This is a genomic window from uncultured Williamsia sp. (assembly GCF_947494875.1).
GTDB lineage: Bacteria > Actinomycetota > Actinomycetes > Mycobacteriales > Mycobacteriaceae > Williamsia_A.
The window spans coordinates 69,570-94,457 of sequence record NZ_CANLWM010000001.1; the positions used below are offsets into that span (position 1 = coordinate 69,570).

At 70.2% G+C, this 24,888-nt stretch carries 21 protein-coding genes, 1 tRNA gene, 1 other RNA gene and 1 pseudogene; 7 read left to right on the plus strand and 17 right to left on the minus strand.

Features of this window, described 5'->3' with window-relative positions:
• Window positions 1-25: 25 nt before the first annotated feature.
• The gene (locus tag Q1A98_RS00330) at window positions 26-2,458 is read right to left on the minus strand and encodes a hypothetical protein (protein WP_299568999.1); all 2,433 of its coding nucleotides are present in this window, start codon (window positions 2,456-2,458) and stop codon (window positions 26-28) included.
• 1 nt (window position 2,459) lies between these two features.
• On the opposite strand from Q1A98_RS00330, the gene Q1A98_RS00335 reads away from it, so the two are divergent.
• Together Q1A98_RS00335 and Q1A98_RS00340 are read left to right on the plus strand one after the other, a co-directional pair.
• Window positions 2,460-2,927, plus strand: a complete 468-nt coding sequence (locus Q1A98_RS00335; RefSeq protein ID WP_299569001.1) for a hypothetical protein — start codon at window positions 2,460-2,462, stop codon at window positions 2,925-2,927.
• A gap of 460 nt (window positions 2,928-3,387) precedes the next feature.
• On the plus strand, window positions 3,388-5,985 hold the full coding sequence (locus Q1A98_RS00340; RefSeq protein WP_299569003.1) for a LuxR family transcriptional regulator: 2,598 nt from the start codon (window positions 3,388-3,390) through the stop codon (window positions 5,983-5,985).
• Between the two features lie 48 nt (window positions 5,986-6,033).
• Here Q1A98_RS00340 and Q1A98_RS00345 read toward each other — a convergent pair.
• The 9 genes and pseudogenes from Q1A98_RS00345 to Q1A98_RS00385 form a co-directional block, all read right to left on the minus strand.
• Window positions 6,034-6,141 (minus strand): annotated as a pseudogene (locus Q1A98_RS00345) (recombination protein RecR); the annotation flags it as partial.
• Between the two features lie 72 nt (window positions 6,142-6,213).
• Window positions 6,214-7,545, minus strand: a complete 1,332-nt coding sequence (locus Q1A98_RS00350) for a phosphotransferase family protein (RefSeq protein WP_299569006.1) — start codon at window positions 7,543-7,545, stop codon at window positions 6,214-6,216.
• Window positions 7,546-7,616: 71 nt separating this feature from the next.
• Window positions 7,617-8,162, minus strand: coding sequence for a hypothetical protein (locus Q1A98_RS00355; RefSeq protein ID WP_299569008.1), 546 nt, complete (start codon window positions 8,160-8,162; stop codon window positions 7,617-7,619).
• Entirely contained in the window at window positions 8,159-8,770 is a 612-nt protein-coding gene (gene recR, locus Q1A98_RS00360; RefSeq protein ID WP_253655903.1) for a recombination mediator RecR, read from the minus strand. Before recR ends, Q1A98_RS00355 begins: the two co-directional genes overlap by 4 nt.
• Before the next feature lie 7 nt (window positions 8,771-8,777).
• Complete coding sequence (locus Q1A98_RS00365; protein WP_299570451.1) at window positions 8,778-9,104, minus strand: YbaB/EbfC family nucleoid-associated protein; 327 nt, start codon at window positions 9,102-9,104, stop codon at window positions 8,778-8,780.
• Between the two features lie 49 nt (window positions 9,105-9,153).
• A complete protein-coding gene (locus tag Q1A98_RS00370) occupies window positions 9,154-9,489 on the minus strand; it encodes a hypothetical protein (protein ID WP_299569010.1) in 336 nt (111 codons plus the stop codon).
• A 157-nt stretch (window positions 9,490-9,646) separates the two neighbouring features.
• Window positions 9,647-10,564 carry a pseudouridine synthase gene (locus Q1A98_RS00375; protein WP_299569012.1) on the minus strand — a complete coding sequence of 306 codons (918 nt, stop codon included), beginning with the start codon at window positions 10,562-10,564 and terminating at the stop codon, window positions 9,647-9,649.
• Window positions 10,564-11,001 carry an SRPBCC family protein gene (locus tag Q1A98_RS00380; protein WP_299569013.1) on the minus strand — a complete coding sequence of 146 codons (438 nt, stop codon included), beginning with the start codon at window positions 10,999-11,001 and terminating at the stop codon, window positions 10,564-10,566. Before Q1A98_RS00380 ends, Q1A98_RS00375 begins: the two co-directional genes overlap by 1 nt.
• Before the next feature lie 57 nt (window positions 11,002-11,058).
• On the minus strand, window positions 11,059-11,556 hold the full coding sequence (locus Q1A98_RS00385; protein ID WP_299569014.1) for an OsmC family protein: 498 nt from the start codon (window positions 11,554-11,556) through the stop codon (window positions 11,059-11,061).
• Between the two features lie 99 nt (window positions 11,557-11,655).
• Between Q1A98_RS00385 and Q1A98_RS00390 the strand changes: the two genes are divergently transcribed.
• Complete coding sequence (locus Q1A98_RS00390) at window positions 11,656-13,056, plus strand: FAD-binding oxidoreductase (RefSeq protein WP_299570453.1); 1,401 nt, start codon at window positions 11,656-11,658, stop codon at window positions 13,054-13,056.
• Between the two features lie 10 nt (window positions 13,057-13,066).
• On the plus strand, window positions 13,067-14,404 hold the full coding sequence (locus Q1A98_RS00395; RefSeq protein ID WP_299569015.1) for a class I SAM-dependent methyltransferase: 1,338 nt from the start codon (window positions 13,067-13,069) through the stop codon (window positions 14,402-14,404).
• A 191-nt stretch (window positions 14,405-14,595) separates the two neighbouring features.
• Here Q1A98_RS00395 and Q1A98_RS00400 read toward each other — a convergent pair whose 3' ends face one another.
• Both Q1A98_RS00400 and Q1A98_RS00405 read right to left on the minus strand, forming a co-directional pair.
• Window positions 14,596-16,773 carry a DNA polymerase III subunit gamma and tau gene (locus Q1A98_RS00400; RefSeq protein WP_299569016.1) on the minus strand — a complete coding sequence of 726 codons (2,178 nt, stop codon included), beginning with the start codon at window positions 16,771-16,773 and terminating at the stop codon, window positions 14,596-14,598.
• 9 nt (window positions 16,774-16,782) lie between these two features.
• Complete coding sequence (locus Q1A98_RS00405; protein WP_299569017.1) at window positions 16,783-18,084, minus strand: glycosyltransferase 87 family protein; 1,302 nt, start codon at window positions 18,082-18,084, stop codon at window positions 16,783-16,785.
• 107 nt (window positions 18,085-18,191) lie between these two features.
• Here Q1A98_RS00405 and Q1A98_RS00410 point away from each other — a divergent pair, with 107 nt between their 5' ends.
• Window positions 18,192-19,016 (plus strand): SDR family NAD(P)-dependent oxidoreductase, encoded by an 825-nt coding sequence (locus Q1A98_RS00410; protein ID WP_299569019.1) that lies wholly within the window; start codon window positions 18,192-18,194, stop codon window positions 19,014-19,016.
• Here the strand turns inward: Q1A98_RS00410 and Q1A98_RS00415 are convergent.
• The 3 genes from Q1A98_RS00415 to ffs form a co-directional block, all read right to left on the minus strand.
• On the minus strand, window positions 18,988-20,316 hold the full coding sequence (locus Q1A98_RS00415; protein WP_299569020.1) for a glycosyltransferase 87 family protein: 1,329 nt from the start codon (window positions 20,314-20,316) through the stop codon (window positions 18,988-18,990). The genes Q1A98_RS00410 and Q1A98_RS00415 overlap by 29 nt on opposite strands.
• Window positions 20,317-20,321: 5 nt before the next feature.
• Window positions 20,322-21,599, minus strand: a complete 1,278-nt coding sequence (locus Q1A98_RS00420) for an aminotransferase class I/II-fold pyridoxal phosphate-dependent enzyme (RefSeq protein ID WP_299569022.1) — start codon at window positions 21,597-21,599, stop codon at window positions 20,322-20,324.
• 43 nt (window positions 21,600-21,642) lie between these two features.
• An RNA gene (gene ffs, locus Q1A98_RS00425) (signal recognition particle sRNA small type) lies at window positions 21,643-21,737 on the minus strand.
• Window positions 21,738-21,833: 96 nt separating this feature from the next.
• On the opposite strand from ffs, the gene Q1A98_RS00430 reads away from it, so the two are divergent.
• A tRNA-Ser gene (locus Q1A98_RS00430) sits at window positions 21,834-21,919 on the plus strand.
• 59 nt (window positions 21,920-21,978) lie between these two features.
• Here Q1A98_RS00430 and Q1A98_RS00435 read toward each other — a convergent pair.
• The gene (locus tag Q1A98_RS00435; protein WP_299569024.1) at window positions 21,979-22,557 is read right to left on the minus strand and encodes a hypothetical protein; all 579 of its coding nucleotides are present in this window, start codon (window positions 22,555-22,557) and stop codon (window positions 21,979-21,981) included.
• Window positions 22,558-22,768: 211 nt separating this feature from the next.
• On the opposite strand from Q1A98_RS00435, the gene Q1A98_RS00440 reads away from it, so the two are divergent.
• Window positions 22,769-23,278, plus strand: a complete 510-nt coding sequence (locus Q1A98_RS00440) for a DUF6764 family protein (RefSeq protein ID WP_299569026.1) — start codon at window positions 22,769-22,771, stop codon at window positions 23,276-23,278.
• A 70-nt stretch (window positions 23,279-23,348) separates the two neighbouring features.
• Here the strand turns inward: Q1A98_RS00440 and Q1A98_RS00445 are convergent, their stop codons facing one another.
• Window positions 23,349-24,860, minus strand: a complete 1,512-nt coding sequence (locus tag Q1A98_RS00445; RefSeq protein ID WP_299569027.1) for an HNH endonuclease signature motif containing protein — start codon at window positions 24,858-24,860, stop codon at window positions 23,349-23,351.
• Between the last annotated feature and the right edge of the window lie 28 nt (window positions 24,861-24,888).

The following is a 24,888-nucleotide window of genomic DNA, read 5'->3' on the forward strand; positions in this document are numbered from 1 at the left end:
GGGTGGGTCCGTCTTCTCACGATGGTCAGTCTTCGGAAATCGCCAGCGAGTTCGCCCCGGTCGCCGTGGCACGTCCCGGTCCGCCGCTGACACCGCCCGCGCCGGTACCACCTCGCCGGGCAGAAGCGACGCTGTTGTCGCCTGTGGCGTCAGCGATCCCGCCGCTGCCTCCCCTGCCGGTGACGGAGCTGCCCCCGCCCAGCGAGGTTGCGTCGGAATCGTCACCGATGGTGGTTGCGGTGCCGCCGTTTCCGCCGTTGCCGTCGACAGTGTTGCCGCCCCCGGTGGTTTGGGCGACGCCGCGCGCGCCGTCCACCCTCGCCGAGCCTGCGGCCCCGCCGTTTCCGACCACGGTCGACCCGCCGGCCCCGCCATAGGCGACTCCGTTGTTCCCGACGACTGATGCGTCACCCCCGGTGCCGCCGTTGCCGTGAACAGAGTCGCCGCCACCGTCGCCGCCGAAGCCGCCGCCGTTGGCGAAGGCCACGCCGTTGATACCGTCCACTCTCGCCGAGCCGCCGGTGCCGCCGTCTCCGGTGACGGTGGATCCGCCCACACCGCTGGTGGCCCATCCGTTGGCTCCGACGACTCTTGCGTCACCGCCGGTGCCGCCGTCGCCGGCGGTGGTCGAACCCCCCGCGCCGGCAGTCGCGACACCGTTCGCGCCGTCCGCCCTTGCCGAGCCGCCGGTGCCGCCGTTTCCGGTGACGGTGGATCCGCCCACACCGCTGGTCGCGACTCCATTGGGTCCGACGACTGATGCGTCACCGCCGGTGCCGCCGTCGCCGGTACTGGTCGAACCGCCCGCGCCGGCGGTCGCGACACCGTTGGCGCCATCGCGTGGATCGTTGCCGCCGACTCGGGCGTCACCACCGTTGCCGCCGGCGCCGAACTGTGAAGCCCCACCCGACCCGGCGGTCGCGACACCGTTGGCTCCGACGACCGATGCGTCACCGCCGTTGCCGCCGGCGCCGGACTGTGAAGCCCCACCCGATCCGGCGGTGGCGACACCGACGGCTCCGACAACTGATGCGTCACCGCCGTTGCCGCCGTCGCCGCCGGCGGTCGACGATCCACCCGCGCCGCCGCGGGCCGTCCCGAAGAGGCCCGCGGTTGCGTCTCCGCCGTCGCCGCCGCGACCACCGATTCCGGCAGCGCCGGCCAGTCCGGCTCTGCCGGTGCCGGCCAGTCCGCCTGTGCCGGCCGCGCCGCCGTGACCCCCGACGCCGATCCCGGCGCCGCCGTCGCCGCCCGTGCCCGCGACCGCATTCGCGGACGGGGTCGCCGCCGATGCGTCGCCGCCTCGACCACCGTTGCCACCGGAACCGCCGGTTCCGCCGATCCCGCCGTCACCGTTCGCGCCGAGAGATCCCGTGACGGACCCTGACCCACCGATGCCGCCGGACCCGCCGGTTCCGCCGTTCCCTCCGGCGCCGCCACCGACGGCGCCGTTCGCGCCGTCGCCCGCGACGAGTGTCCCGGATCCGTCGTCCACCGCGTCTGCCCCGTCGGCGCCGTTCGCTCCGGTGAATCCGGTCCCGCCGACTCCGCCGGTGCCGCCTCTGCCGCCTGATCCGCCGTCGCCGAGTTGCCCAGCGGCCCCGATGATTCCACCGGTTCCGCCGCGCCCGCCCGCTCCCCCGACGCCACCCGAACCGCCCGTTCCCCCGGTGCCGGCGGCTGTCGCGATCGCCGTGCCGGTCGTGCCCGTTCCGCCGACTCCACCGGTGCCGCCGACACCTCCGGTGCCGCCGATGCCACCGTTGCCGATCAGGCCGGCCGCGCCGCCCCGGCCGCCGACACCACCGGCACCGCCGACTCCGCCCGTGCCGTCCCCGGTGCCGGGTGTACCGGTCGCGCCGATCGCTCCGTTGCCGCCACGGCCACCGACGCCGAAGATCACGCCCCCGTTGCCGCCCGATCCTCCCGCAGCGCCGGCTGCCAGACCGTCACCGCCACGGCCACCGGCGCCGAACAGTTCGGCGTCACCGCCGGTCCCGCCGTTGAAGCCGTTGCCCCCGTTGCCGATCAAACCGCCACGGCCGCCGTTGCACACCATGCCCAGCAGGCACGTCGCCGAGGTGTAGCTGAACCCGTTGCCGAACAGGAGGCCCGCATCGGGGTGCTCGGCGGTGCCGTCACTGATCAGCAGGACGAGCAGCGCCTGCAACGGGTTGAACGGCGGCGCCGTCGCCGTGACCGGCTGCGGGGTCAGTGCATTCGTGGATGCAGTGCCGGTGGTCGTGGCGAGCTCACGGCGGGCGACACCGGCGGCGACCCAGGATGACGGTCCATCCGCCGACGCAGGACTGCCGGTGGAGCCGTGCTGCTGGGCCGTGGTGAAGATACTCAGCAGCGCTGCGACGATCGCCGTCGCCGGCGTCGGCGGGGTATGCGACGCAACAAGCGGTACGGGCGTCTCGCCCGCAGCATGTCGCTCACCCGGCGCCGTGGTCACCGTGCCTGCTCCCGTCGCGGTCGACGGTGCTGAGGTCGTCGACGTGTACGTGGTCGGCGGCGTGTTCGTGGTCGGCGGCGTGGTCGTCCTCCCCGCCGTCGTGGATGTCGTGATCGGCGTCGAGGTGGTGGTCGATGGCGAGGCAGTCGACGCGGCGGCGGTCGGCGTCGACGTGGTCGACGTCGCGGTGCTCGTGGCCGGCGCCGCGTCCCGCGTACCCGACGACGATGTCGTCGGAGTGCCCGCGTGGTCCGGCGCTGTTGTGGTGGTCGGGGCCGGTGCGCTCGAACCCGCAGAACCGGCCGGCGACGTCGACACACCACCACCAGTGGCTGTGGAGCTCGGTACGGACGTCGTCGACGTGGGTTCGGTACCCGTCGAGGTGGTCACGGTCGAGGACGGACCCGACGATGTCGTCGTACCCGCGCCCGCAACTTCCCTGTCGGCCGGAGCTCTGCTCACCGACTGAGCGCCGGTACCTGAGGTGACCGGGGCGGTGTCCGCAACGGCGGTGCCCGTTCCCGCGGCACATGCCCCCGCGATCGCAGCAGCCCCGCCGGCGAGCTTTGCAGCGCGCACCCAATTCCGCTTGGCCTTCATGGACATCCTTCACCCATCTACAAGAGGGCGCCGGACCACACCCACGATCACCACTCCGGAACAGCGTCACTCGGGGATGACCGGGCACGCGCGAGACGAACGCTAAAGCGGCGCATGTCGGCGTGTCCACGATGCGCAGCGCCACTAACGGAAGTGCAGTAGTGGAGTCACAGTGCAGTAGTGGAGCCATACTGGTGCAGTAGTTCCCGCCGCCATTCGTCCGGTGCAACGGCATGCACCGTCGTTCGCCCGACACCTGGCAGGCGTTCGGCTATCGTCGCCGGAAACCGGCATGCCGCGACTGCCGTGCGAAATGGATTGGGACGGCGATGCCGCAGGAATGGGCCGTGGTCGGACGTGACCGGGACCTCGCCGACATCACCTCACTGATCGAGGATCCGACCGTTCGTGGGATCGCCCTCGTCGGGGCCGCGGGCGTCGGAAAGTCCCGCCTGGCCAGGGAGATCGCTCACCGCACCGCCGCGAACGGATGGACGGTGCGCTCGGTGGCGGCGACCGTCACCAGTCGGTCGGTCTCGCTCGGCGCATTCGCCCGATGGACCGACGACCGGGGCGGCGCACCCGCTTCTCTCGTGCGCCGCGTCAGCGATGCGATCGTGCAGGACGTGACCGTCGGGACGCTTCTCGTGGTGGTCGACGACGCACACCTCCTCGACGACCTGTCCGCGCTCGTGGTCGACCATCTCGTCGACTCCGGCGCCACCATGCTCCTCACCGTGCGTTCGGGCGACGCCGCACCCACCGCGATCACCGCCTTGTGGAAGGAGCGGCGCCTCCTGCGGCGGGAGATCGAGGTCCTTTCGCCCGCCGATGTCACCGGGGCTCTGGCACGGGCTTTCGGAGCACCGCCGGATCGGCAGTGCGCACAGCGGTTCTGGGACATGACCCGCGGCAACATGCTCTACGTCCGCCAGCTGGCTGACCAGGAGGTGCACGCGGGGCGCTTGGCGGTCACCGACGGTGCGTTGCGGTGGGGCGGCGACATCGCCGTGCGCGGGTCGCTTGCCGAACTGGTCGAGGCCCATATCGGAGACCTACCCGAGCCGGTTCGCGACATCGTCGATCTCGTCGCCGTGTCGGAGCCGATCGAGTGGCGGGTCGTCGCCACGCTCGCGCCGCAGGTCGCGATCGAGGAGGCAGAACAGCGAGGACTCATACGGAGCGCCGACGGCAAGTTCGTCGTCGGGCATCCCCTGTTCGCCGAGGTCCGGCGTGCGCAGTGCGGGTCGGCCAAGCTGCGGCGGCTGCGTGGGATGGTCGCATCGTCGATGGACGACGCCGTCGGCGCGGCGCAGCTCATCAAACGCGGCCTCCTGTGGCTCGAGTCCGACCTCGCTCCCGACGGCCGGATACTGCAGGCCGCGGCCACGGCCGCGAACTCGCTGCTGGACTTCGACATCGCGGAACGCCTCCTCGCCGCGGCGACCCAGGCGCGTACAGGCGCCGACGCGCATGTGTCTCGTGCGTGGACGCTGTTCATGATGAGTGACGGCGAATCGGTCGAACGGGTTCTCGCCGAGGCACCCTCGGCTCCCGGTGACACAGGCTTTGTCAATGACGTCGTGGTGCGCGCATCGAATGCGCTGTGGACGCTGCGCGCACCGGATGAGGCGACCCGCATCGTCGAGAACGCGCTCGCCACCGAGGTGGGCGCACGACAGCAGCACATCCTCGTCTTCCGGGCCATGCAGTGCGCACTCGCCGGCCAGACGCCGGCCGTGCTCGACACCCTCGACGACATCGACATCGACATGCTCGACCCCCACGGCACGGCGATGGCACGCCTGGCCGAATGCATGGCCAGCGGTGAGCTCGGTCGTCTGGAGAGGTTGGCGTTGTCCGCGACCCGCGCGGTCCAGGCGATCGCCGCGGATCAGCAGGCGGCGGCATTGCGTGGACCAGTCACCGAGGTCTACGCCGGCGGCCTGGCCGTGTCCGGACGCATCGGTGATGCCGTCGAGCTCGCCGAGCAGTTCCACCAGAGCAGCCACGGGCAGGCCGCGGCGAATCGCCCTGTCGCTGATCAGATTCTCGGGATGGCGCGCTTCGCCGCCGGAGACCTCACGGGCACCCTTCGCCTGCTGCCGGCGCAGTTCGACCCGGGCGACTGGGTGGGGCGGGGATTCCTGTCCATCAACAGTTTCGCCCGTTTCCATCTCCTGCGTTCGCAGGTCCTCGCCCGCCTCGGGGACGCGAGCTCAGCGGCGACAGCAATCGAGACAGCTCGCGCTCTGCACCATCCCGGCTACGCCTACTACGACTCGTGGATCGCCCTCTCCGAGGCCTGGCTTTCGGCTGCGCAAGGGCGCATCGACGATGCGTGCGCCTTCGCGCGGGCAGCAGCCGACACCGCGCGCGGTCACGACCAACCGGCCCGCGAGGTGTGGGCACTGCAGAACGCCATCCACTTCGGGGACAGGACCGCTGCCGACCGGCTGAGCGAGCTCGCCGCGCAGCTGGCGACGCCGCGAGCGATTGCCGCGGCGCGCTACGCGATCGCGCTCGTCGGTGACGACGCCGACGGGTTGCTCGCGGCCTCGGAGCGGTTCGAGTCGATCGGTGATCGACTGGGCGCGGCCGAGGCCGCCGCCCAGGCCACTGTCGTGCACCGCAGTGCAGGCTCGGCGAGCGAGGCCATGACGGCGGCGGCTCGGACGCGTCGACTCCTGGTGGAGTGCGGCGGTGCCACCAGCCCGGCGATCGCACTCGCCACCGCTCGCCTCGAGCCGCCGTTCACCAGCACCGAACGGGAGATCGTCATGCTCGTCGCACGGGGTGTCACCAATCGCCAGATCGCGCAACAGATGTCGTTGTCGGTGCGAACCGTCGAGAGCCACATCTACCGCGCGAGCAGAAAGGCCGGGGTGACAGGTCGGGCAGGACTGCGAGACGTCACCCTGAGATGACCCGGCGGCATCCGCTCCCACCGGGCGAGGGACTGAACGCAAGTGGTTCGAACCAGTCGCCTCACCCTCTGTGTTCGGGCCGGTCGCGACGATCACCTCGGTCACGTCGGCACAGTCGGACTGATCGACCGACCACCGCAACAGTTCCCGGGAACGGCGCCCGCTGACTGGCCGATCACCCGCCGCGAGTGGATCGCCGCCGGTCGTCGCTGCCGCGGGCCAGGCCACCTACTGCGCGAACAGATCCGGCAACGGCGCGACGTGCCCGATCCCGCCGGGCGCGACAAGGACCGGTTCGAGCAGGAGCATCTGCCGCATCACCCGTCGGCGCAGCAGCGCGACCAGGGCGCGGTCGTGCTCGGGGCCGGCGTCGACCACGAAGTCCTCCAACGCCTGATCGGTGGATCGCCGATCAGCGGGGACGTCGGCCCCGAGCAGTTCGGCCACGTCCGCGGCGTCGGCGGCGTCGATCCCCGGGCCGTGGGCATGCGCGCGCTCCACGTACCGGGCCACCGCGGCGACGGTCTCGCGACGGTATTCGGCCATGGCGTCCGACACCTCCAGGCTCTCGACCATGGTCGCCAGACCCCTGGCCACACCGCTCTGACCGTTCTCGACGGGGTCGGGCAGGGCGATCGGATCGAGGCGCACATCCTCCAGCCGGGCGATGCACTCGATCGCGTGGAGCGAGAGCTGATGAAACCACTCGGTGTACTGCAGGATCTCCGGCATCGGGAGGTCGAGGTGCAGCGCGATGACGAGCCCGAGCGGGGTACAGACCGCGAACTTCGCGGTGTGGAACTCGACGGCGTCACGGTCGACGGCCCGACCCGTCACCTCCTCGTAGCGGCGCAGCACACGCCCCAGGTCCCCCATGTGTTCGGTCACCGCGCGCAACCGGAGCCCGGCGAGGTCGTGGGCGACGTCCCCGACGTGTGCGAGCTCGACGTCGATCAGGCCGGTCACGCGCCCATCGGCCCACATGAACTGTCCGGTGTCACCGAGGAGGAAACGCGGGGAGCCGGCGCCCTCCGGCACGCGGCGTCGCAGCCATCCGATCACGAACTCCAGCACCGGTTCGGGTCGCTGCTTGAACTCGCGGTACCGGGCCACGAAGTCCTCGAAGAAGTCGAGCGCGACGCCGGCCGGGGTGTCCGGGGTCGCGATCCCGATCTCGGCGAACTCGGCCGGATCGATGGCGTGCACCGCGGCCAGTGCGTCCACGTAGGAGTCCATGACGGCGTCGACCTCCCGCGGATCCGCGGTCGCGTCGAGCCCTGCGTCACCGGGGAGCCAGTCCATCACCACGGCGTCGCCGTCGATCTCCCCGTGGACCGTCGGGACCGGGACCCCGTGGCGGGCGAGGACGCGGAGTACCGCCGCCTCCCTGCTCACCTCCATGAACCCGAACCCGTCCCGGTTGCCCCGGACGTAGAGTCGTCGCTCGCCGGTGTGGGTCTGAGCCACGACGAACCACGCCGGTCGCCAGCGGTGCTGGCGCTCGATGTCGACGATCTCGCCGACGTTGGCGGTCACCCATGCGCGGACGCGGTCATCCATGGTCGGAGATGTGACAGTTGAACACAGGATGTCTTGTCATCCCGCGGATGCTATCGGCCCGGCGCGCTGTTTCAGTCGAGAACCGTGCACCGCTCGCGGGTGCGGTCGACGGCGAACCAGCCGGCCTCGAAGTCCTGCCAGCGGCAAAGGTGGGGCCGGGCCGATTCCCCGTCGCGGGCGACGGCGCGCTCCAGGCGCGTCTCGCGGTCCTCCCCGTCGATCCACAGCGCGAGCGCGACACGGTCCGCGACGCGACGGCGCGCTGACGTCACCCCCTCGACGACCAGCAGCGGCTCCCACCGTCGCCACACACGCGGCCCGGGCTCGGCTGTGTCGCCCGACCACACGCGCGGGCGATGGCGGAAGTCGTGGCCGCGCGAGAACGCCCGCAGCACCTCGCGATCGAGCTCCGGCCACCAGCCGGCCGGATCGTCCCAGGTGGCGAACTCGTCGGTCCGCACGAGCGCCGCCGGGGTCCTCTGCGCGGCGAGCGCGGCCATCAACGCGTCGGCAAAGGTGGACTTGCCTGCGCCCGACGGCCCGTCGATCACGACGATGCCCGTCGAGAGATCGGCCGCGACCGACGCCGCAGTCGCCTCGACGTCGAATCCGGTCACGTCAGGATGCGACGACCCGACAACGCGCGGCCGAGGGTCAACTCGTCGGCGAACTCGAGGTCACCGCCCATCGGCAGACCCGAGGCCAGCCGCGTGACCGACAGGCCGGGGAAATCCTTGAGCATCCGCACCAGGTAGGTCGCCGTCGCCTCACCCTCGGTGTTCGGGTCGGTCGCGACGATCACCTCGGTCACGTCGACACCGTCGGTCTGATTGGCCAACCGTCGCAACAGTTCCCGGATGCGGAGCTGGTCCGGACCGACGCCCCCCAGGGGGTCGAGAGCCCCGCCGAGCACGTGGTAGCGACCCGTGAACTCCTTGGTGCGTTCGATGGCCTGGACGTCCTTCGGCTCCTCGACGACGCAGATCTTCGTCGCGTCGCGCCGCGCGTCCGAGCAGATCCGGCACAGCTTCTGGGCGGAGACGTTTCCGCACTCTGCGCAGAAGGTGACGTTGTCGCGGACGTTGCCGAGCGCCGCGATCAGGCGGTCGATGTCGGTGCGTTCGCCGCCGAGGAGGTGGAACGCGATGCGCTGCGCGCCCTTGGGACCGAGTCCTGGCTGCTTGGCCAGCTCGTCGATCAGATCCTGGATCGGCCCCTCGTACACGGGCCTGTCACTGCCCCAGACCAGGGCCGCCGAAGCCCGGGATGCCGCCGCCGAGCCCACCGGCGAGCGGGCCCATGGTGGTCGCGGTCAGCTCGTCGCGCTTCTGCGCCAGATCGGCCAGGGCGCCGACGACGAGGTCCTGCAGGGTCTCGACGTCGGACGGGTCGACGACGGACGGGTCGATGGTCACGCTGGTGACATCTCCCTGGCCGGTCCCGGTGACCGTCACGCGACCGCCGCCGGCGGTGCCGGTCAGCTCGGTCTGCGCGATCCGGGTCTGCGCCTCCAAGAGCTGCTGCTGCATCTTCTGCGCCTGCTCGAGCAGACCTGCCATCGGGTTCTCGGGATCCACTCACGCCAGGGTAGTGGCCCGGTGCGACAGGTCAGCGGAGGATGCGCTCGACGTGGTCGGCGATGTCCTCCAGCGTCATGCCGTCGGTGGGCTCGGCGACGAAGGAGAGCACGTCGGCTCCGCCGAAGATCCGCGCGGCGCGCGCGGTGAGGGCGAACTCGAAGCGGTCGTCGACGCGCCGCCAGTCGACGATCCCGCCGTCGAGCGGCGCCGACACACCGGTGCTCAGCTGGTACGTCGGAGCGGTGTCGGTGACCGGGGCGGGCAGCGACCGCTGGATCTGGAAGCACTCGCTGCTCTCGGTGTCGAGGAAGATGACGGCCTCGATCCCGTGCCGCTCCAGGCGGTCGTACGACGCGACGATCACGCGCCCATCGTCGCACTGAGCCCAGCGAACCACCTCGACCGTGCAGTCGATGCGCGCCACTGTGCACTCGATACATCCGGTCCCGGACGGTGTGCACGCTCGGCGGGATCTACCGCACGCTGGGCGGGATCTGGTGCACGGTCGGGGACCGGTGGGGTCACCGTCGGGAGACGAACTCCCGACGGTGACCGGTCAGCGGGTCGTCGAAGGCGAGGCGCTTCGCGACGAGGCGCAGCGGTCGACTGAAGTCGCCTTCGTCCGGGAGTGCGGCGAGGTCCGGACGCACCTCGGGATAGAGCGGGTCGTCCACGATGGGCACCCCGAGAGACGCCATGTGCAGCCGCAGCTGATGGGTCCGTCCGGTCTGTGGGAGCAACCGGTACTCAGCGGCCCCCTGTTCCGGCCCCGGCCCGACCACCTCGATCCGGGACCGGGCGTTCACCGGACCGTCGACGACGCGTGCCCGGAGGTCACCGGCGGTCTTCTCGATCCGGTCGGCGACCGACCACGGCGGCGTCGGCCCCGGCGGCGGCTCGGGAGCGATCGCGCGGTACTCCTTCTCGACGCGGCCGTCGGCGAAGAGTTCCTGGTAGGCGCGACGGACCTCGCGCCGACGCGTGAACAGCAGGACGCCCGCGGTCAGACGGTCGAGACGGTGCGCGGGGCTCACCGCGTCGTCGTCGAGCAGCCGTCGGAGGCGGACCAGCGCGGTCTCCGCGACGTGCGCGCCGCGCGGCATCGTCGCCAGGAAGTGCGGCTTGTCGACGACGACGATGTCGTCATCGGCGTGCAGGATCTCGATCGCGAACGGGATCGGCGTCTCCGACGGCAGGTCCCGGTACATCCACAGCGGTCGCCGCGCGGCGACGGTCTCGTCCGCGGACAGGGCGCGTCCGTCGCCATCGAGCACCTCGCCGCGGACGAACCGATCACGCAGCGCGTCGTCGGACAGATCGAAGAGCGCCGACGCCGTGCGGAGAGCGTCGAACGCGGTCCCGTCGGCCCGAGGCACGATCCGCGTCGCGTCGACACCGTCCCGCGCCGGCAACGGCACCGGGCGGCGTCGACGGGCCACTACTTCTCCAGGTGCGACTTCAGGTTGCCGAGCAGCGCGGCCTGGATCCGGTTGAGGCCCTTCGGTGCGAAGGTCTTCTCGAAGAACCCGCCGATGCCACCGGCGCCCTGCCACGACGTGGTCGTCGACACCGATGAGCCCGAGCCGCTCGGCGTCACCGTGTAGGTGGTGACCATCGTCGAGTTGGCGTCGGTCTCGGTGATCGTCGACCCCTGGACGGCGACGGTGGCCTTGACGTTCCGCGACCGCTTCTTGGTGGCCTGCAGCGTCCACTGTGCGACGGTCCCGCTGCCCGAGGTACCGCTGACGACCTGGTAGTCGAGGTACTGCTCGGGAAGGATCTGCGGGCGGACCGTCGCGTAGTCGGCGAGGGCGGCCAGCGTCGCGTCGGGCGCGGCCGCGATGTCGATCGACTGGGTTGCGGTCACCTGTGCCACGTCGTCACTCCTGCGTCTTCTCGGGTGCGTTCTCGGGACACAGGGTACGGGGAGCGCTCAGCCCCGCTTGATCGTGACCGGGACGTTGAGGGTCTGCGCGACGACGCAGTACCGCTCGGTCAGCTCCAGCAGCTTGTCGACCTTCGCATCCTCGGCGCTGGTGTCGAAGGTGAAGGTGAGGGCGATGTCGGACATGCCGACGCGGGCCTCACGGTCGGTACCGAGCGTCCCGCGGGCGTCGAATGTCCCGTCGGCACGGACGGAGACGTCCTGCACATCGATGGACATGGCCGTCGCGACCGAGCGGAAGGTCACGCCCGCGCACCCGACGAGCGCCTGCAGAAGCATGTCGGCCGAGCAGGCATCGCTGCCGTCGCCGCCGGTGGTCGGGTGGAAACCCGCGCGCACGGGACCCGCCCAGGTGTCGACCGTGGCGGTGATACCGCCGTCGGCGAAGCTCCCATGCGCGTGTACCTGTGCGACAGCAGCCGACGGGTCGGTCTTGTACGTGTCCTTGAGCGGCTTCTGCAGCTCCCGCAACGACGAGGCATCCATGCCGTGATCGTGCCACGGGGCCCGTCTGGCAGCCGCCTGCCCGGGGTCCTAGGCTCAGCGGTGATGACTGCGGACGGCGCTGGGACGGACGGGCGAGAGATGGGCTGGGAGGCCTTCTCCCGCGGCGTCGACACCCTGCAGGCGAGCTACCGCGCGATCCCTCCGGATGCGACGGTGCGTCTGGCCAAGAAGACGTCGAACCTCTTCCGCCGTCGCGCGGCCAATCCCCACCCCGGTCTCGACGTCTCCGGTCTCGACCGCGTGATCGAGGTGCATCCCGACGAGCTGACCGCCGACGTCGCGGGGATGTGCACCTACGAGGACCTCGTGGCGGCGACGCTCCCCTACGGTCTCGCCCCCTACGTCGTCCCGCAGCTGAAGACGATCACGCTCGGCGGCGCGGTCACCGGTCTCGGTATCGAGAGCACGTCGTTCCGCAGCGGCCTCCCGCACGAGTCGGTGGTCGAGATGGACATCCTCACCGGCAGCGGAGAGATCGTCACCGCAGCGCCCGACGGCCCGGACGCCGCGCTGTTCTTCGGGTTCCCCAACTCCTACGGGACGCTCGGGTACGCGACGCGGCTGAAGATCCGACTCGAACGTGTGCAGCCGTTCGTCGAGTTGCGACACATCCGTTTCACCGACGTCGCGGAACTCCAGGCGGCGATGGACCGCATCGTCACCACGCGCGAACACGACGGCGAGACCGTCGACTACCTCGACGGTGTCGTCTTCACTGCCTCCGAGAGCTACCTGACACTGGGACGACAGACCGACGTCGCCGGCGCCGTCAGCGACTACACCGGGATGGAGATCTTCTACCGGTCCATCCAGCACGCGGCTGCGCAGACACCGATCCGGGACCGCCTGACGATCCACGACTACCTGTGGCGCTGGGACACCGACTGGTTCTGGTGCTCGCGCGCGTTCGGTGCGCAGAACCCGCGCATCCGTCGGCTGTGGCCGAAACGCCTGCTGCGCAGCAGCTTCTACTGGAAGCTCATCGGCCTCGACCACAAGTACGACATCGCCGATCGCCTGAACGCCCGTAAGGGACTCCCCGCGAACGAGCGCGTCGTGCAGGACATCGAGGTGCCCATCGAACGCACCGCGGAGTTCGTCACCTGGTTCCTGGAGAACATCCCGATCGAACCGATCTGGTTGTGCCCGTTGCGTCTTCTCGATCCCGCCCCCGTGGGCGCCGATTCGGCACGGCCGTGGCCGCTCTACCCGCTGGAGCCGCATCGCACCTACGTCAACGTCGGATTCTGGTCCGCGGTGCCCATCGAGCCCGGCGCACCCGAGGGTCGCGCCAACCGGCTCATCGAGGCCACCGTGTCCGACCTCGACGGACACAAGTCGCTCTACTCCGACGCGTTCTACGACGAGGCGGAGTTCGACGAGCTGTACGGCGGCGAGCCCTACCGCCTCCTCAAGAAGCAGTACGACCCCGGGTCGCGCCTGCTCGACCTGTACGCGAAAGCCGTGAGACGACAGTGATGGTGACCCGATGACGACATCCCGCGAACGCTCCCGCGCCGACCACCAGACCGCCCGCGCTCTGCTCGACCCGCCGAAGATGACGCTGGCGGAGATCGTCGAGACCATCGCCGGCGGAGACCTGCGTGTGCGGATCACCGCCTACGACGGCAGCACCGCCGGACCCGAGGACGCGCAGTACGGTCTGGACCTCGTCAGCCAGCGCGGCACCACCTACCTCGCCACGGCTCCCGGAGACCTCGGGTTGGCTCGCGCGTACATCGCCGGTGACCTGAAGCTCCACGGCAGCCCGCCCGGTGACCCGTACGACGCACTGAAGGCGTTGAGCGACACCGTCAGCTTCGCCCGTCCCGACGCGCTGACGCTGGCGGCCATCGCCCGGTCGCTGGGCCTGGAGCACTTCAAGCCCGTCGCCCCGCCCGCGCAGGAGGCACTGCCGCGCTGGCGTCGGATCGCGGAGGGTCTGCGGCACAGCAAGACCCGCGACGCCGAGGCCATCCACCACCACTACGACGTCTCGAACACGTTCTACGAGTACGTGCTCGGCCCGTCGATGACCTACACCTGTGCCTGCTACCCCGAGCGTGACGCGAGCCTCGAGACCGCGCAGGACAACAAGTACCGGCTCGTGTTCGAGAAGCTCGGCCTCAAGGCCGGCGACCGTCTGCTCGACATCGGGTGCGGCTGGGGCGGAATGGTCCGGTACGCCGCCCGCCAGGGTGTCCACGCCATCGGTGCGACCCTGTCCGCCGAGCAGGCCGACTGGGCACAGAAGGCCATCGCCGACGAAGGCCTCGCCGAGTTCGCCGAGGTCCGGCACAGCGACTACCGCGACATCACCGAGAGCGGCTTCGACGCGGTCTCGTCGATCGGCCTCACCGAACACATCGGTGTCGCGAACTACCCGTCGTACTTCGGCTTCATGTACGACAAGGTGAAGCCCGGCGGCCTGATCCTCAACCACTGCATCACGCGGCCCGACAACAAGGGCAAGCACAAGGCGGGCGCGTTCATCGACCGCTACGTCTTCCCCGACGGTGAGCTGACCGGCTCCGGCACCATCATCAGCGCGATGCAGAACCTCGGCGGCCTCGAGGTCCTGCACGAGGAGAACCTGCGCGAGCACTACGCGATGACGCTGCGCGACTGGAATCGCAACCTCGTCGAGAACTGGGACGCGGCGGTCGCCGAGGTCGACGAGTCGACCGCACGGCTGTGGGGGCTGTACATGGCGGCCTGCCGGATCGGGTTCGAGCGCAACGTGATCCAGCTGCACCAGGTCCTCGCGGTCCGCCTCCACGACGACGGCTCCAACGGCCTGCCCCTGCGTCCGTGGTGGAGCGCCTGACCCGTAGCCCCGGAGTCGACTCACTGCGACCGCTCCGGTCCACCTCGCCGACCGTGCAGTAGATTTCGCCCACCGTGCGGCAGATCCTGTCGATCGTGCAGTCGATGTCGGAGCGCCCAGAACAAGTGCACGTTCGAGCGAATCTGATGCAGCTCGGCGGATCGGCGCCGGGGCGCCAGCGGCGGTGGCGATCAGTCGATCCGGCGGGCTCCGAGTTCCGACTGCAGGAGCTCGAGTGCCATGGTGTCGGGATCGTGGTGCGGATCCGGGTCGCTGTCGCGGGCGTCGGCGATCATCTCGTCGCGCTCGGCGTCACTGAGGTCCTCGTCGGCGACGGGTGGCCCCGGTTCCGGCGCAGGCTCCTCCGGCGGCGGTTCGTCGTCGTTCGACGGCGGTGACGCCTCCGCGGAACGGCCACGCCGGGTGTAGGTCGGGGCCGCAGCCTTGGCGGGCCGACCGGCGCCGCCCCGCCCGGCCGGCGGTGCCGCGGGTGCGGCGTCGGCGGGCATGTGCACGCAGCGCATCGACCAGTCGCCGCCGAAGATCTGACTCAGCGCCGTACCCACCGCCGACGATGCCCGGGCATCGGAGAGTCGCGCGACGAGGGGCGCGGTGTCGTGGCTGATGACCAGGGTGTTCCCCTCGACGGCCCGGACCACGGCCGCCGACAGCATCACCTGGATGACCTTGTCGTTCTCGCCCACCTTCGCGCGGATGTCGCCCCACGCGGCGCGGACCGCCTCGACGTCGACAGCCGCCGCATCCGCAGCGGGTTCCGCGGCGGGCGCCGCCTCCGGGACCGGATCCGGCTCAGGTCCCGGCTCGAGCTCGGGCTCCGGTGCGGGTTCAGGCTCGGGTTCGGGCGCCGCCTCGACGACCGGCTCCGGTGCCGGCTCCGGCTCGGGTTGCGGTGCGGGCTCCGGGACAGGCGGCGCTGCCGCGGCGGCGGGCTCCGGTGTCGGGTCGGGCGCGGGCGCCGGGGAGGGCTCGGGCGTGGGCTCGGGCGTGGGCTCGGGCGCCGGAACCGGTTCGGGTGCGGCAGCATCCGGTTCGGGCTCGGGGGCTGGTATCTGCTGCGACTTGCGGACGAATCGCGATCCGGACTCGGCGCGAGACGGATCGGACGGGGCCGCCACGGGCGCCGGGGACACCACTCCCGTCGCAGATGCGGGGACGTCGCGGACTGCGGGCGGAGCCGTCACCGCTGGGGCGCCGCCTGCGAGCTGCGCCTCGATCCTCTCGAGCCGCTGCAACATGGCCGACTCCTCATCGGTCGCGGCCGGCAGCAGCATCCGCGCGCACATCACCTCCAGCAGCAGCCGCGGCGAGGTGGTCCCGCGCATCTCCCCGAGGGCGGCGTTCACCGTCTCCGCGTAGCGGGTGAGGGTCGCGGGACCGATCCGCGCGATCTCGTCGCGCATGTGCTCGAGCTGGTCGCCGGGGGCCTCGACCAGTCCACGATCGGCCGCGTCGGGGACGGCCTGCAACAGGATCAGGTCGCGAAAGCGTTCGAGCAGGTCGACGGCGAAGCGCCGGGGGTCGTGGCCGGCGTCGACGAGCCGTTCCACCGCCGAGAACAGCGCAGCGCCGTCGCCGTCGGCGAGTGCGTCGACCGCAGCGTCGATCAGTGCGACGTCCGTGACGCCGAGCAGGGCGAGCGCCCGCTCATAGGTGACGCCGCTGTCGTCTGCGCCGGCGAGCAACTGGTCGAGCACGCTCAGCGAGTCACGCGGGGATCCGCCGCCCGCCCGGATGACCAGCGGGTACACCAGCGGGTCGACGGTGACGCCCTCACGCGCGCAGATCGACTCCAGCAGGCCGCGCATCACCGGCGGTGCCAGCAGACGGAACGGGTAGTGATGCGTGCGCGACCGGATCGTCGCGAGCACCTTCTCGGGCTCCGTGGTCGCGAATATGAAGATCAGGTGCTCCGGCGGCTCCTCGACCACCTTCAGCAGCGCGTTGAAGCCTGCGCTCGACACCATGTGCGCCTCGTCGATGATGAACACGCGGTAGCGCGAGGTCGCGGGCGTGTACGACGCGCGGTCGCGGAGGTCACGGGTGTCGTCGACGTTGCCGTGGCTGGCCGCGTCGAGCTCCATCACGTCGAGGTTGCCGGGGCCGCCCGGCGCGAGGGCGACACACGAATCACACACCCCGCACGGCGTAGACGTCGGACCCTGGACGCAGTTCAGCGACCGCGCGAGGATGCGCGCGGACGACGTCTTGCCGCAGCCGCGCGGCCCGGAGAAGAGGTAGGCGTGGTTGATGCGACCCGAGTCGAGCGCTCGGCACAGCGGTTCGGTCACATGTTCCTGCCCGACGACCTCGGCGAATGTCGACGGTCGATAGGTCCGGTACAGCGCCACGGGTAGAGACTACCGGCGCGCTCCGACGCCGATCGGGGGCGGAGTGACCACCTGTGGATGACGCACCGGCCGCAGGCAGACGGCGATCGTCACGACGGCTGTGATCGCGAACGCCCAGAGGTACGGCTGCGCCGCGAACCACGTCAGAGCAGGGTGGACGGGGTTCATGAACAGACCGATCCCGTAGAAGGGCCGCAGTCCGCCCACACCCTGCGGCACGAAGTACTTCCAGATGAACGCGTCGAGGACCACGGCGAGGGGCGCGACGACGAGGACCGCTGCGGCGAGACGTCGACCGTCGGTCCAGGCCCGCAGGACCAGGTCGATCGCGATGACGAGCAGGGGGACGAACCACACCCAGTGGTGACCCCACGAGAACGGCGAGACGGCCGTCGTCGTCATGCCGGTGAGCGTGAGGGCGAGCAGCTCGTGTCCTCGACGGTGCGCGAGGTATGCCGCGGTGACACCCAGCGCCGCCGCGACCAGACAGCACGTCAGCCACAGCGCGGTGTTCGGGTCCGCGGTGTGCAGCACCCGCGCGAGTGCGCCGCGGACCGACTGGTTGGCCGGGTTGCCGGCCACTCCGACGCGCTGGGAGTCGAGCATCTTGTCGGTCCAGAACATCCACGACTGTCGCGGTGTCACCGCGACACCGACCACGATCGTCGCGACACCGACCACGACAGCCGTCGCGGCCGCGCGCCACTGCCGAGTGACCGCGAGGTACACGACGAAGAACGCCGGGGTCAGCTTCACGCCGGCGGTCAGTCCGACGGCGAACCCGCGAAGTCGGGAATCACGCCCCCGCAGCAGGTCCCACAGGATGACGGCCATGAGGAAGAGGTTGATCTGGCCGAACCACACCGTGGTGCGCACCGGCTCCAACACCGATGCGACCGCGGCCGTCGCGACCGTGAGGAGGATCAGCATGCTCGACCGTCGGTGCCCGAGGCTCCGGAAACTCGCCCACACCACCCACAGCAGCGCGACCACCTCGAGCGCGAGCCACGTCCATCCCGCCGCACGCCCGCTCATCAGGGCGAACGGCGCGATGACGATCGTCGAGAACGGAGGGTAGGTGTACTCCATGTGGCCGAGCACCATGCCGTCGTAGATCGGCCGGCCGTGCAGCAGGTGTGACGCACCGGCGCGGTAGACCCGAAGATCGAGCTGGTTGTCGAGCAGGCCGAAGACCCGCGCGTCCCAGGGGATGTAGCGGTACTGCACATACAGTGCGAATCCGGCGACTACGACGAGCAGTGCGCCGAATGCTGTGCTGCGGGGCAACACTCGGGTGTCGGCGATGGTCACGCGTACGAACTCGGCTCGATCGGGGGCTCGGGCGTCTGTCAGGCTATAGCGTGGCGCGCCGTCCGCGGGGGAGTCTGCGCGCGACTCACCGATCAGGAGTGCATCCCATGCCCGCTGTCCTCGTCACCGGAGCCGGTCGCGGCATCGGTCTCGCGACCACCCGACGGCTCGCCGCAGCGGGATGGACGGTCCACGCGGCGGCACGTTCCGATGCGCACCGCGCCGAGCTCGGATCGATCGAGAACGTCGTCCCCGTCGAACTCGACATCACCTTGGAGAGCGACGTCGCCGCGCTGCCCGGGCGCCTGCCCGATCGCCTCGACGGGCTGGTCAACAACGCGGGCATCGCCGTCCACGGGCCGATCGAGGCGCTGTCACGGGCCGACGTGGCCCGCCAGCTCGACGTCAACGTCGCAGCCCAGGTGGCTGTGACGCAGTCGGTGCTGCCGGCACTGCGCGCCGCCCGCGGTCGCATCGTGTTCGTCTCGTCGGTCAGCGGACGCGTCGCGACGCCGGGCACGGGCATCTACTGCGCGTCGAAGTACGCGGTCGAGGGCCTCGCCGACGCGCTGCGGATCGAGCTGCGGCCGTGGCGGATCGGGGTCTCGCTCGTCGAGCCCGGCCCGACGCACACGGACATGTGGACCGGTGTCTTCGACGATTTCGACGCCGCCACCGCCGCCATGAGCGAGGAGCACCGGAGTCTCTACCGGAAGCAGATCAGCGGGATGCGTCGTCTCCTGCCGGCGATGCAGCGCAGCGCCGTCGACCCGGACGTCGTCGCGACGCGCATCGAGCACGCGCTCACCGCGCGACGACCACGGCGGCGCTACCTCTGCGACACGGCCAGTCGGGCGCAGGTGGTGGCCACCGGACTCACACCACAGCTGATCACCGACCGCGTCATCTCGCTGGCGACCCGCTCGCGCTGACGACCGGATCGGTGCTGCCCGTCGCGTCACCGGGCACTGCACGCCGCACGAGGACCAGGGTGAGCACGGCCGTGACGACGAGGATCCACAAGTAGGGCGCCAGCGTGAACCAGCGCAGGGTGTCGATCCCGTTCTTGAAGAACAGCCCGGTGTACAGCGCATAGGGATGCTCGACGCCCACGAACGTCATCACGCCGTCGATGCGCGTGCGCCACGCGAATGCGGCGAGAACCATCGCGATCAGGCCGATCCCGGCAGCCGTCGCGACGAGCCGCGAACCGTTCAGCAGGTGGTGCACCCCGATCACCAGCAGCGGGACAAGCCACACCCAATGATGTCCCCACGACATCGGTGACACCGCACAGGACGTCATCCCGACGAGCGTGATCGCGAGCAGTTCCCGACCGCCACGGTGCGCACGGCGAGCGGCCCCGAAGCCGAGGACCGCGACGAGGCCTGCGAGGACCACCCAGAGCAGCGTCGACGGGTGCTCGGTGCGACCGAGGTTGGCGATGAGACCGCGCAGCGACTGGTTACCCACGGTGTCCGGGACGCCGACGCGGTCCGAGTCGAGGAACGTACCGGTCCAGTACTGCCACGAGTCGCGCGGCATCACCGCGAACGCCAGCGCGATGGTCCCGACGAACCCGACGACACTCAACACCGCCGCGCGTGAGCGTCGTGTCACCAGCAGGTAGAGGGTGAAGACGAGCGGCGTGAGCTTGATGCCGGCCGCGACGCCGGCGCCGATGCCCTGCAGGCGGGACCCGCTGGGTCGCAGCAGATCCCACAGGACGATCGCCATGAGGAAAATGTTCACCTGGCCGAACCAGATCGTGCTCCGGACCGGCTCGAGCAGCGTCGACACGAGCACGATCGCGACCGCGACAGTCCGGAGCCGCCAGGTGATGTCCCGCCCGAGCGCCCGGAACGACATCGTGATCACCCAGTAGAGGGCCGCGAAGATCAGCACGGACCAGACGATGCGCGCCACGAGGAACGGGACCGCGGCGAAGGGCATGAACACCAGCACCGAGACCGGCGCGTAGGTGTAGTCCATCTGCCCCAACAGCTTCGCCTCGTAGAGGCGCCCGCCGTCGAGGACGGTCTGCGCGCCCGCTCGATAGACGTCGAGATCGAGCTGGTTGTCGAACAGTCCCCAGAACGGCTCGTCGTAGGCGGTGACGAGGTGCTGCACCCAGATCGCGAGCAGACCGAGGACCGCGGCGACGACGACTCCGGCAACCGGGACGTCGGGGAGGGCGCGTCGACCGGTGGTCTGGTCACCGGTGGCCGTCACCGGCGTCAGTTCTCTCCGGCGGCGAGCAACGAGTCGGCCGCGGCGAGCAGGACACACGTGGCAACCCCGTCCATCGCCGTCTCGAGGTCGGCGAGCGAGGGGAAGGTGGGCGCGATGCGGATGTTGCGGTCGTCCGGATCGCGCTTGTAGGGGAACGCCGATCCCGCTGCGGTGAGGGCGATCCCGGCGTCCTTCGCGAGCTCGATGACCCGCGCAGCGGTGCCGTCCAGGACGTCGAGGCTGACGAAGTAGCCGCCGTCGGGATCGGTCCACGATGCGACCTTCGACGCACCGAGCCGCTCGTCCAGGATCCGCGCGACGAGGGCGAACTTCGGCGCCAGCAACTCCCGATGCTTGAGCATGTGCGCACGGACCCCGTCTGCGTCGCCGAAGAATCGCAGGTGCCGCAACTGGTTCAGCTTGTCCGGGCCGATCGTCGACACCGATTGGTTGTCCTGGTGCCAGGCGATGTTCTCCGGCGTTGCCCCGAAAAACGCCACGCCGGCGCCGGCGAAGGTGATCTTCGACGTCGATCCGAACACGTAGGGACGGTTCGGGTTCCCGGCGTCGGCCGCCATCTGCAGGATCGGCAACGGGTCGTGGAACTCGCCGGTCAGCGTGTGCACCGCGTACGCGTTGTCCCAGTAGATGCGGAAGTCCGGCGCCGCCGGCATCGACAGCAACGACCGGAGGACGTCGTCGGTGACGGTGGCGCCGGTCGGGTTCGAGTACATGGGCACCAGCCACATGCCCTTGATCGAGTCGTCGGCGGCGGTGAGTTCCGCGCACTGCTCGACGTCGGGTCCGGTGGGGAGCATGTCGACCATGACCATCTCGATGCCGAGCTTCTCGCAGATAGCGAAGTGCCGGTCGTACCCGGGCGACGGGCACAGGAACTTCACCGTCTGACGCGACCACGGGGCGTCGGAGTCCGGGGTGCCGTGCAGCAGCGCCGCCACGGTGAGGTCGTACATGATCTCGAGGCTCGAGTTGTTCGCGGCGACGAGTTGGTCAGCGGGGACCGCGAGGAGTTCGCCGAAGATGCGACGCAGACCGGGCAGGCCCGCGAGGCCGCCGTAGTTGCGGCAGTCGGTGCCGTCGGGGTCGCGGAAGTCGTCGCCGGGCAGCGAGAGGATCGGCGTCGACAGGTCGAGCTGGTCGGGAGCGGGCTTGCCGCGGGTGAGGTCGAGGGAGAGTCCGGCAGCGCGGAGCTTCTCGTAGAGGTCGGTCAGCTCGTCGCGGGTGGCGCCCAGTTCGGCGGCACTCATCGAGTGGAAGTTCACGCTGACCTCTCACCGGCCCTGCGGCCGGGCAGTCCCGGAAAAGTAAAGGGGACCCCGCGCACCCGAGAGAGCCCGCTGACCCTTGCTGCCTTCCGGCCCTGGGGGAGTTCACAGGATGCACGCCGCGCGGGATCCGTCTGCAAGTGTAGACGCCACCATCCCGTCACCCGAATCAGCAGCGTGACCAGCGCCGTTGTGACCGTCGACCGGCCCGCGGCTATCATCTTCCGCACTGGAGGATTCGCCTAGTGGCCTATGGCGCTCGCCTGGAACGCGGGTTGGGTTAACAGCCCTCGGGGGTTCGAATCCCCCATCCTCCGCCGTGAAGCACCCGGTCTCGACCGCACGTGGTCGAGATCGGGTTCTCTCGTCTCATTCCTCAGTCGCGCCGGACGTACCAGAACTGACTCGGCTTGCCGCTGGGTGCGACCGTCGTCACGAGCCGGTTGCGCTCGTTCAGGTGATGAAGCGCGTCGCGCACGCTGATGTAGACGACGCCCGGGATCCGCTTCTGGATCTCCGGCACTCGAAGCCCTTTCTCCTCGACCGTCCACCCGCCCGACGCGATCAGAGCCTGGATCTCGGCGGCCGTCTCGGTGACCGACAGATGCCGCATGTGCGGGTAGTGCGATGGGCTGCGGAGGTAGGCGTCGCCATCGGGAACGTCGATGAGCAACCAGTCGCGCTGCAGTTGATTGCTCACGCGCTCCCAGACACCGCGAACGCCCGCCCGGTCCGGGCCGAATCGGTCGGCGAGGAGATCCAGCCACCCGTCCCAGTTCCGCAGCACCCCGTCGTCGTATTGATCGAGGACGAACTGCCGCACAGACGCATCGATCCCGCGAGGTCCGCCGCGACCAGATGCCGCCTGCGATCCCTGGGCATCGACCGTGCCGTGTCGACCGCAGAAGCACGGATCCGAGTCGCAGAGATGGCAGTAGTCGTTCATCGGGGTCATCCAAGCACCCGACTCCGCCACGGTCAGCCGGTCCGGACCTCCGTGGCAGCGAAAAACATCTCTGTTCCTGAAGGTTCTGTGCGCGGTCGAGAATCCGCAGTGACCGGCCCGCGTCGGTGTCGTGATCTCTCTGTGACCATCGCGGGCCTGAGCCGTGTCGGCACGTCACGACCATGGTTCGCACACGTGTTCATCCGAGAGAGGGGTCGTCATGTCCACCACCACCCGTCGCATCGCCACCGTCGGTGCGTTCAGCCTGTTCGCCGGTGCCGGCATCGCCTTCGCCGCCGCCCCCGCATCCGCCGCCCCGGTCGCGTGCCCTGCGCTGCCGAACCAGACCTCGGTCACCGACAACTGCTCGGCGACCTCGTCACCCACCGGCACGTCGGCCGGCATCGGTGACACGAAGGGCGCCGCGTCGGCGAACGCGAAGGCCAACGGCCTGTCGCTGGCCATCGGACTCGGTGGTGGCAAGGCCAGCTCGCAGGCGCAGAACTTCGCGGCACCGGCGGCGATCGCGTCCGGCCCCGGCGCGATCGTGAACCTCACCGGCGTGAAGCCCGGTCTGGCGATCGGCATCGCGGGCCCAGGCGCAACCGTCACCGTGACCGGGACCTCCGCGGCCACCTGCACCGGCGGTCAGGGCTTCGCCGGCGACTTCCAGACGTTCTCGGGTTGCATCAACTTCGGTCAGGGCCCGATCGCGCTCGGCAACCGCTGACTTCCGCCCACCGCACCACAACCGCGGCGGTTCCTCGTGACAACGGGGAGCCGCCGCGGTTGTCGTTGACTCACCGCGTGATCGGTGCGCGGTAGTCGATGACGCGGATGATCACCGGGTCCGGTGGTGACGCGTTGTGGTCGGCCAGCATCAGTTCCAGCTTGTGTTCGATGTCGGACCAGTCGGGATCGGGTGGCGCAGTGTCGTCGAGGATCCGGTCGGGCCGGTGGAGGTGGTTGGTGCGCGGTGGGTCGCTGGTGCCGTTGGCGACCCATCCGTATTTGCCGCGGTCGGGGCCGTCGGTGATCTTCACCGTCTGCCACCCGCCGGGCCCGTCGTGCACGGCCCGGTTGTGCGGTCCGCACGCCGGCGCGAGGTCGGTGATGTCAGTGGATCCACCCTGGGCCCAGTCCTGTTCGGCGTGGTGGGCCTCGGTGTGGGAGAACGGGCGCGGGCAGCCGGGCTTGGAGCAACCGCCATATTCGGCGAACGTCACGAACCGCTGGGACTCGCTCGCCAGGCGTTTCGCGCGGCCGAAGTACAGCGGTTCGCCGGTGTGGTCGTCGAACACCGCCAGGTACATCTGCGCCTGCGCCGCCAACTTCACGATCTCCGACATCGGCAGGTCGGTTCCCGTCGTGGTGTGGCCGATGCCGGCGCGCTCCCGCAGCTGGGTCTCGGTGATCGACACGACGATGTGCGGCGGCAACCCCCGATGCGACGCTCCGTACAGTCCGCCGTCGGCGGCTGCCTTGAGCAGTGCGTGGAAGGCGTCGTGGTTGCGTTGGGCCTGGGTGCGGCAATCCCGCGACGCCGCCTCCCGCAGCACGTCCGTATCAACACCCTCATCGTCAGCACCGCCGCGCGGCGACGCCTCGTCGTCGGGGTTGTTCATACCCGGCTTCGCCCACGCCGCCAGCAACACCTCGAACAGGGCCCGAGTCGTCGGATCGAGGGTGCCCATCAGTTTCGACATGCCCAGGGTGTCCTGCGAACCCATCGACACACTGCGATTCCGGGCCCGGTCACGCTCGTCGGGGAGGTCGCCGTCGGGGTCGAGGTGCTGCAGGATGCGGGCGCCGGCCCGGGTGATGTCCCGCGGCGAATGATGCCGCGCGATCTCGGCGAGCTGCTCCTCAGCGAGATCCCGCACCTCCGACGGTGTCGCCGCGGGGACCTTGGCCAGCACATCGAGCACCGCGTCGACATGCTCATGGGTGAGGTCGCCATCAGCGAACGCGTCGGCGGTCTCCGGGCACCGCGGCGGGAGTTTCTCGCCGGTCATCGAATGCAGCCGGCCGAGCTCGATGACCTGCCGCAGCCGCTTGCGTGGGTTGGCGATCCGCAGCCGCTGGCCGACGAACTCATCGAGCTTCGAGCACTGCACGGCCCGATATGCCTCGCGATCCGACACGTCCAGGATGCGCTGCAGCCCCATCGAACCCATCCGACGCACCGCGTGCTCATGAGTGATCGCCAGCTCCGCGACCTCTTGCTCAGTGCAGGCATCCGACGATGCATCGGCGATCTCGTCGAGCACAGCATGCAACCGCGAATACGTGTCGATCAAATTGTCGCTCACGATGCACCTCCCCCGACCGAAGCGATGC

Coding starts and splice junctions, on each gene's coding strand:
- Q1A98_RS00365 (WP_299570451.1), bottom strand. CDS start 9,104: ATGGCAGGTCTGCTCGAGCAGGCGCAGAAGATGCAGCAGCAGCTCTTG.
- Q1A98_RS00340 (WP_299569003.1), top strand. CDS start 3,388: ATGCCGCAGGAATGGGCCGTGGTCGGACGTGACCGGGACCTCGCCGAC.
- Q1A98_RS00350 (WP_299569006.1), bottom strand. CDS start 7,545: ATGGATGACCGCGTCCGCGCATGGGTGACCGCCAACGTCGGCGAGATC.
- Q1A98_RS00385 (WP_299569014.1), bottom strand. CDS start 11,556: ATGGATGCCTCGTCGTTGCGGGAGCTGCAGAAGCCGCTCAAGGACACG.
- Q1A98_RS00395 (WP_299569015.1), top strand. CDS start 13,067: ATGACGACATCCCGCGAACGCTCCCGCGCCGACCACCAGACCGCCCGC.
- Q1A98_RS00435 (WP_299569024.1), bottom strand. CDS start 22,557: ATGACCCCGATGAACGACTACTGCCATCTCTGCGACTCGGATCCGTGC.
- Q1A98_RS00440 (WP_299569026.1), top strand. CDS start 22,769: ATGTCCACCACCACCCGTCGCATCGCCACCGTCGGTGCGTTCAGCCTG.
- Q1A98_RS00390 (WP_299570453.1), top strand. CDS start 11,656: ATGGGCTGGGAGGCCTTCTCCCGCGGCGTCGACACCCTGCAGGCGAGC.
- Q1A98_RS00410 (WP_299569019.1), top strand. CDS start 18,192: ATGCCCGCTGTCCTCGTCACCGGAGCCGGTCGCGGCATCGGTCTCGCG.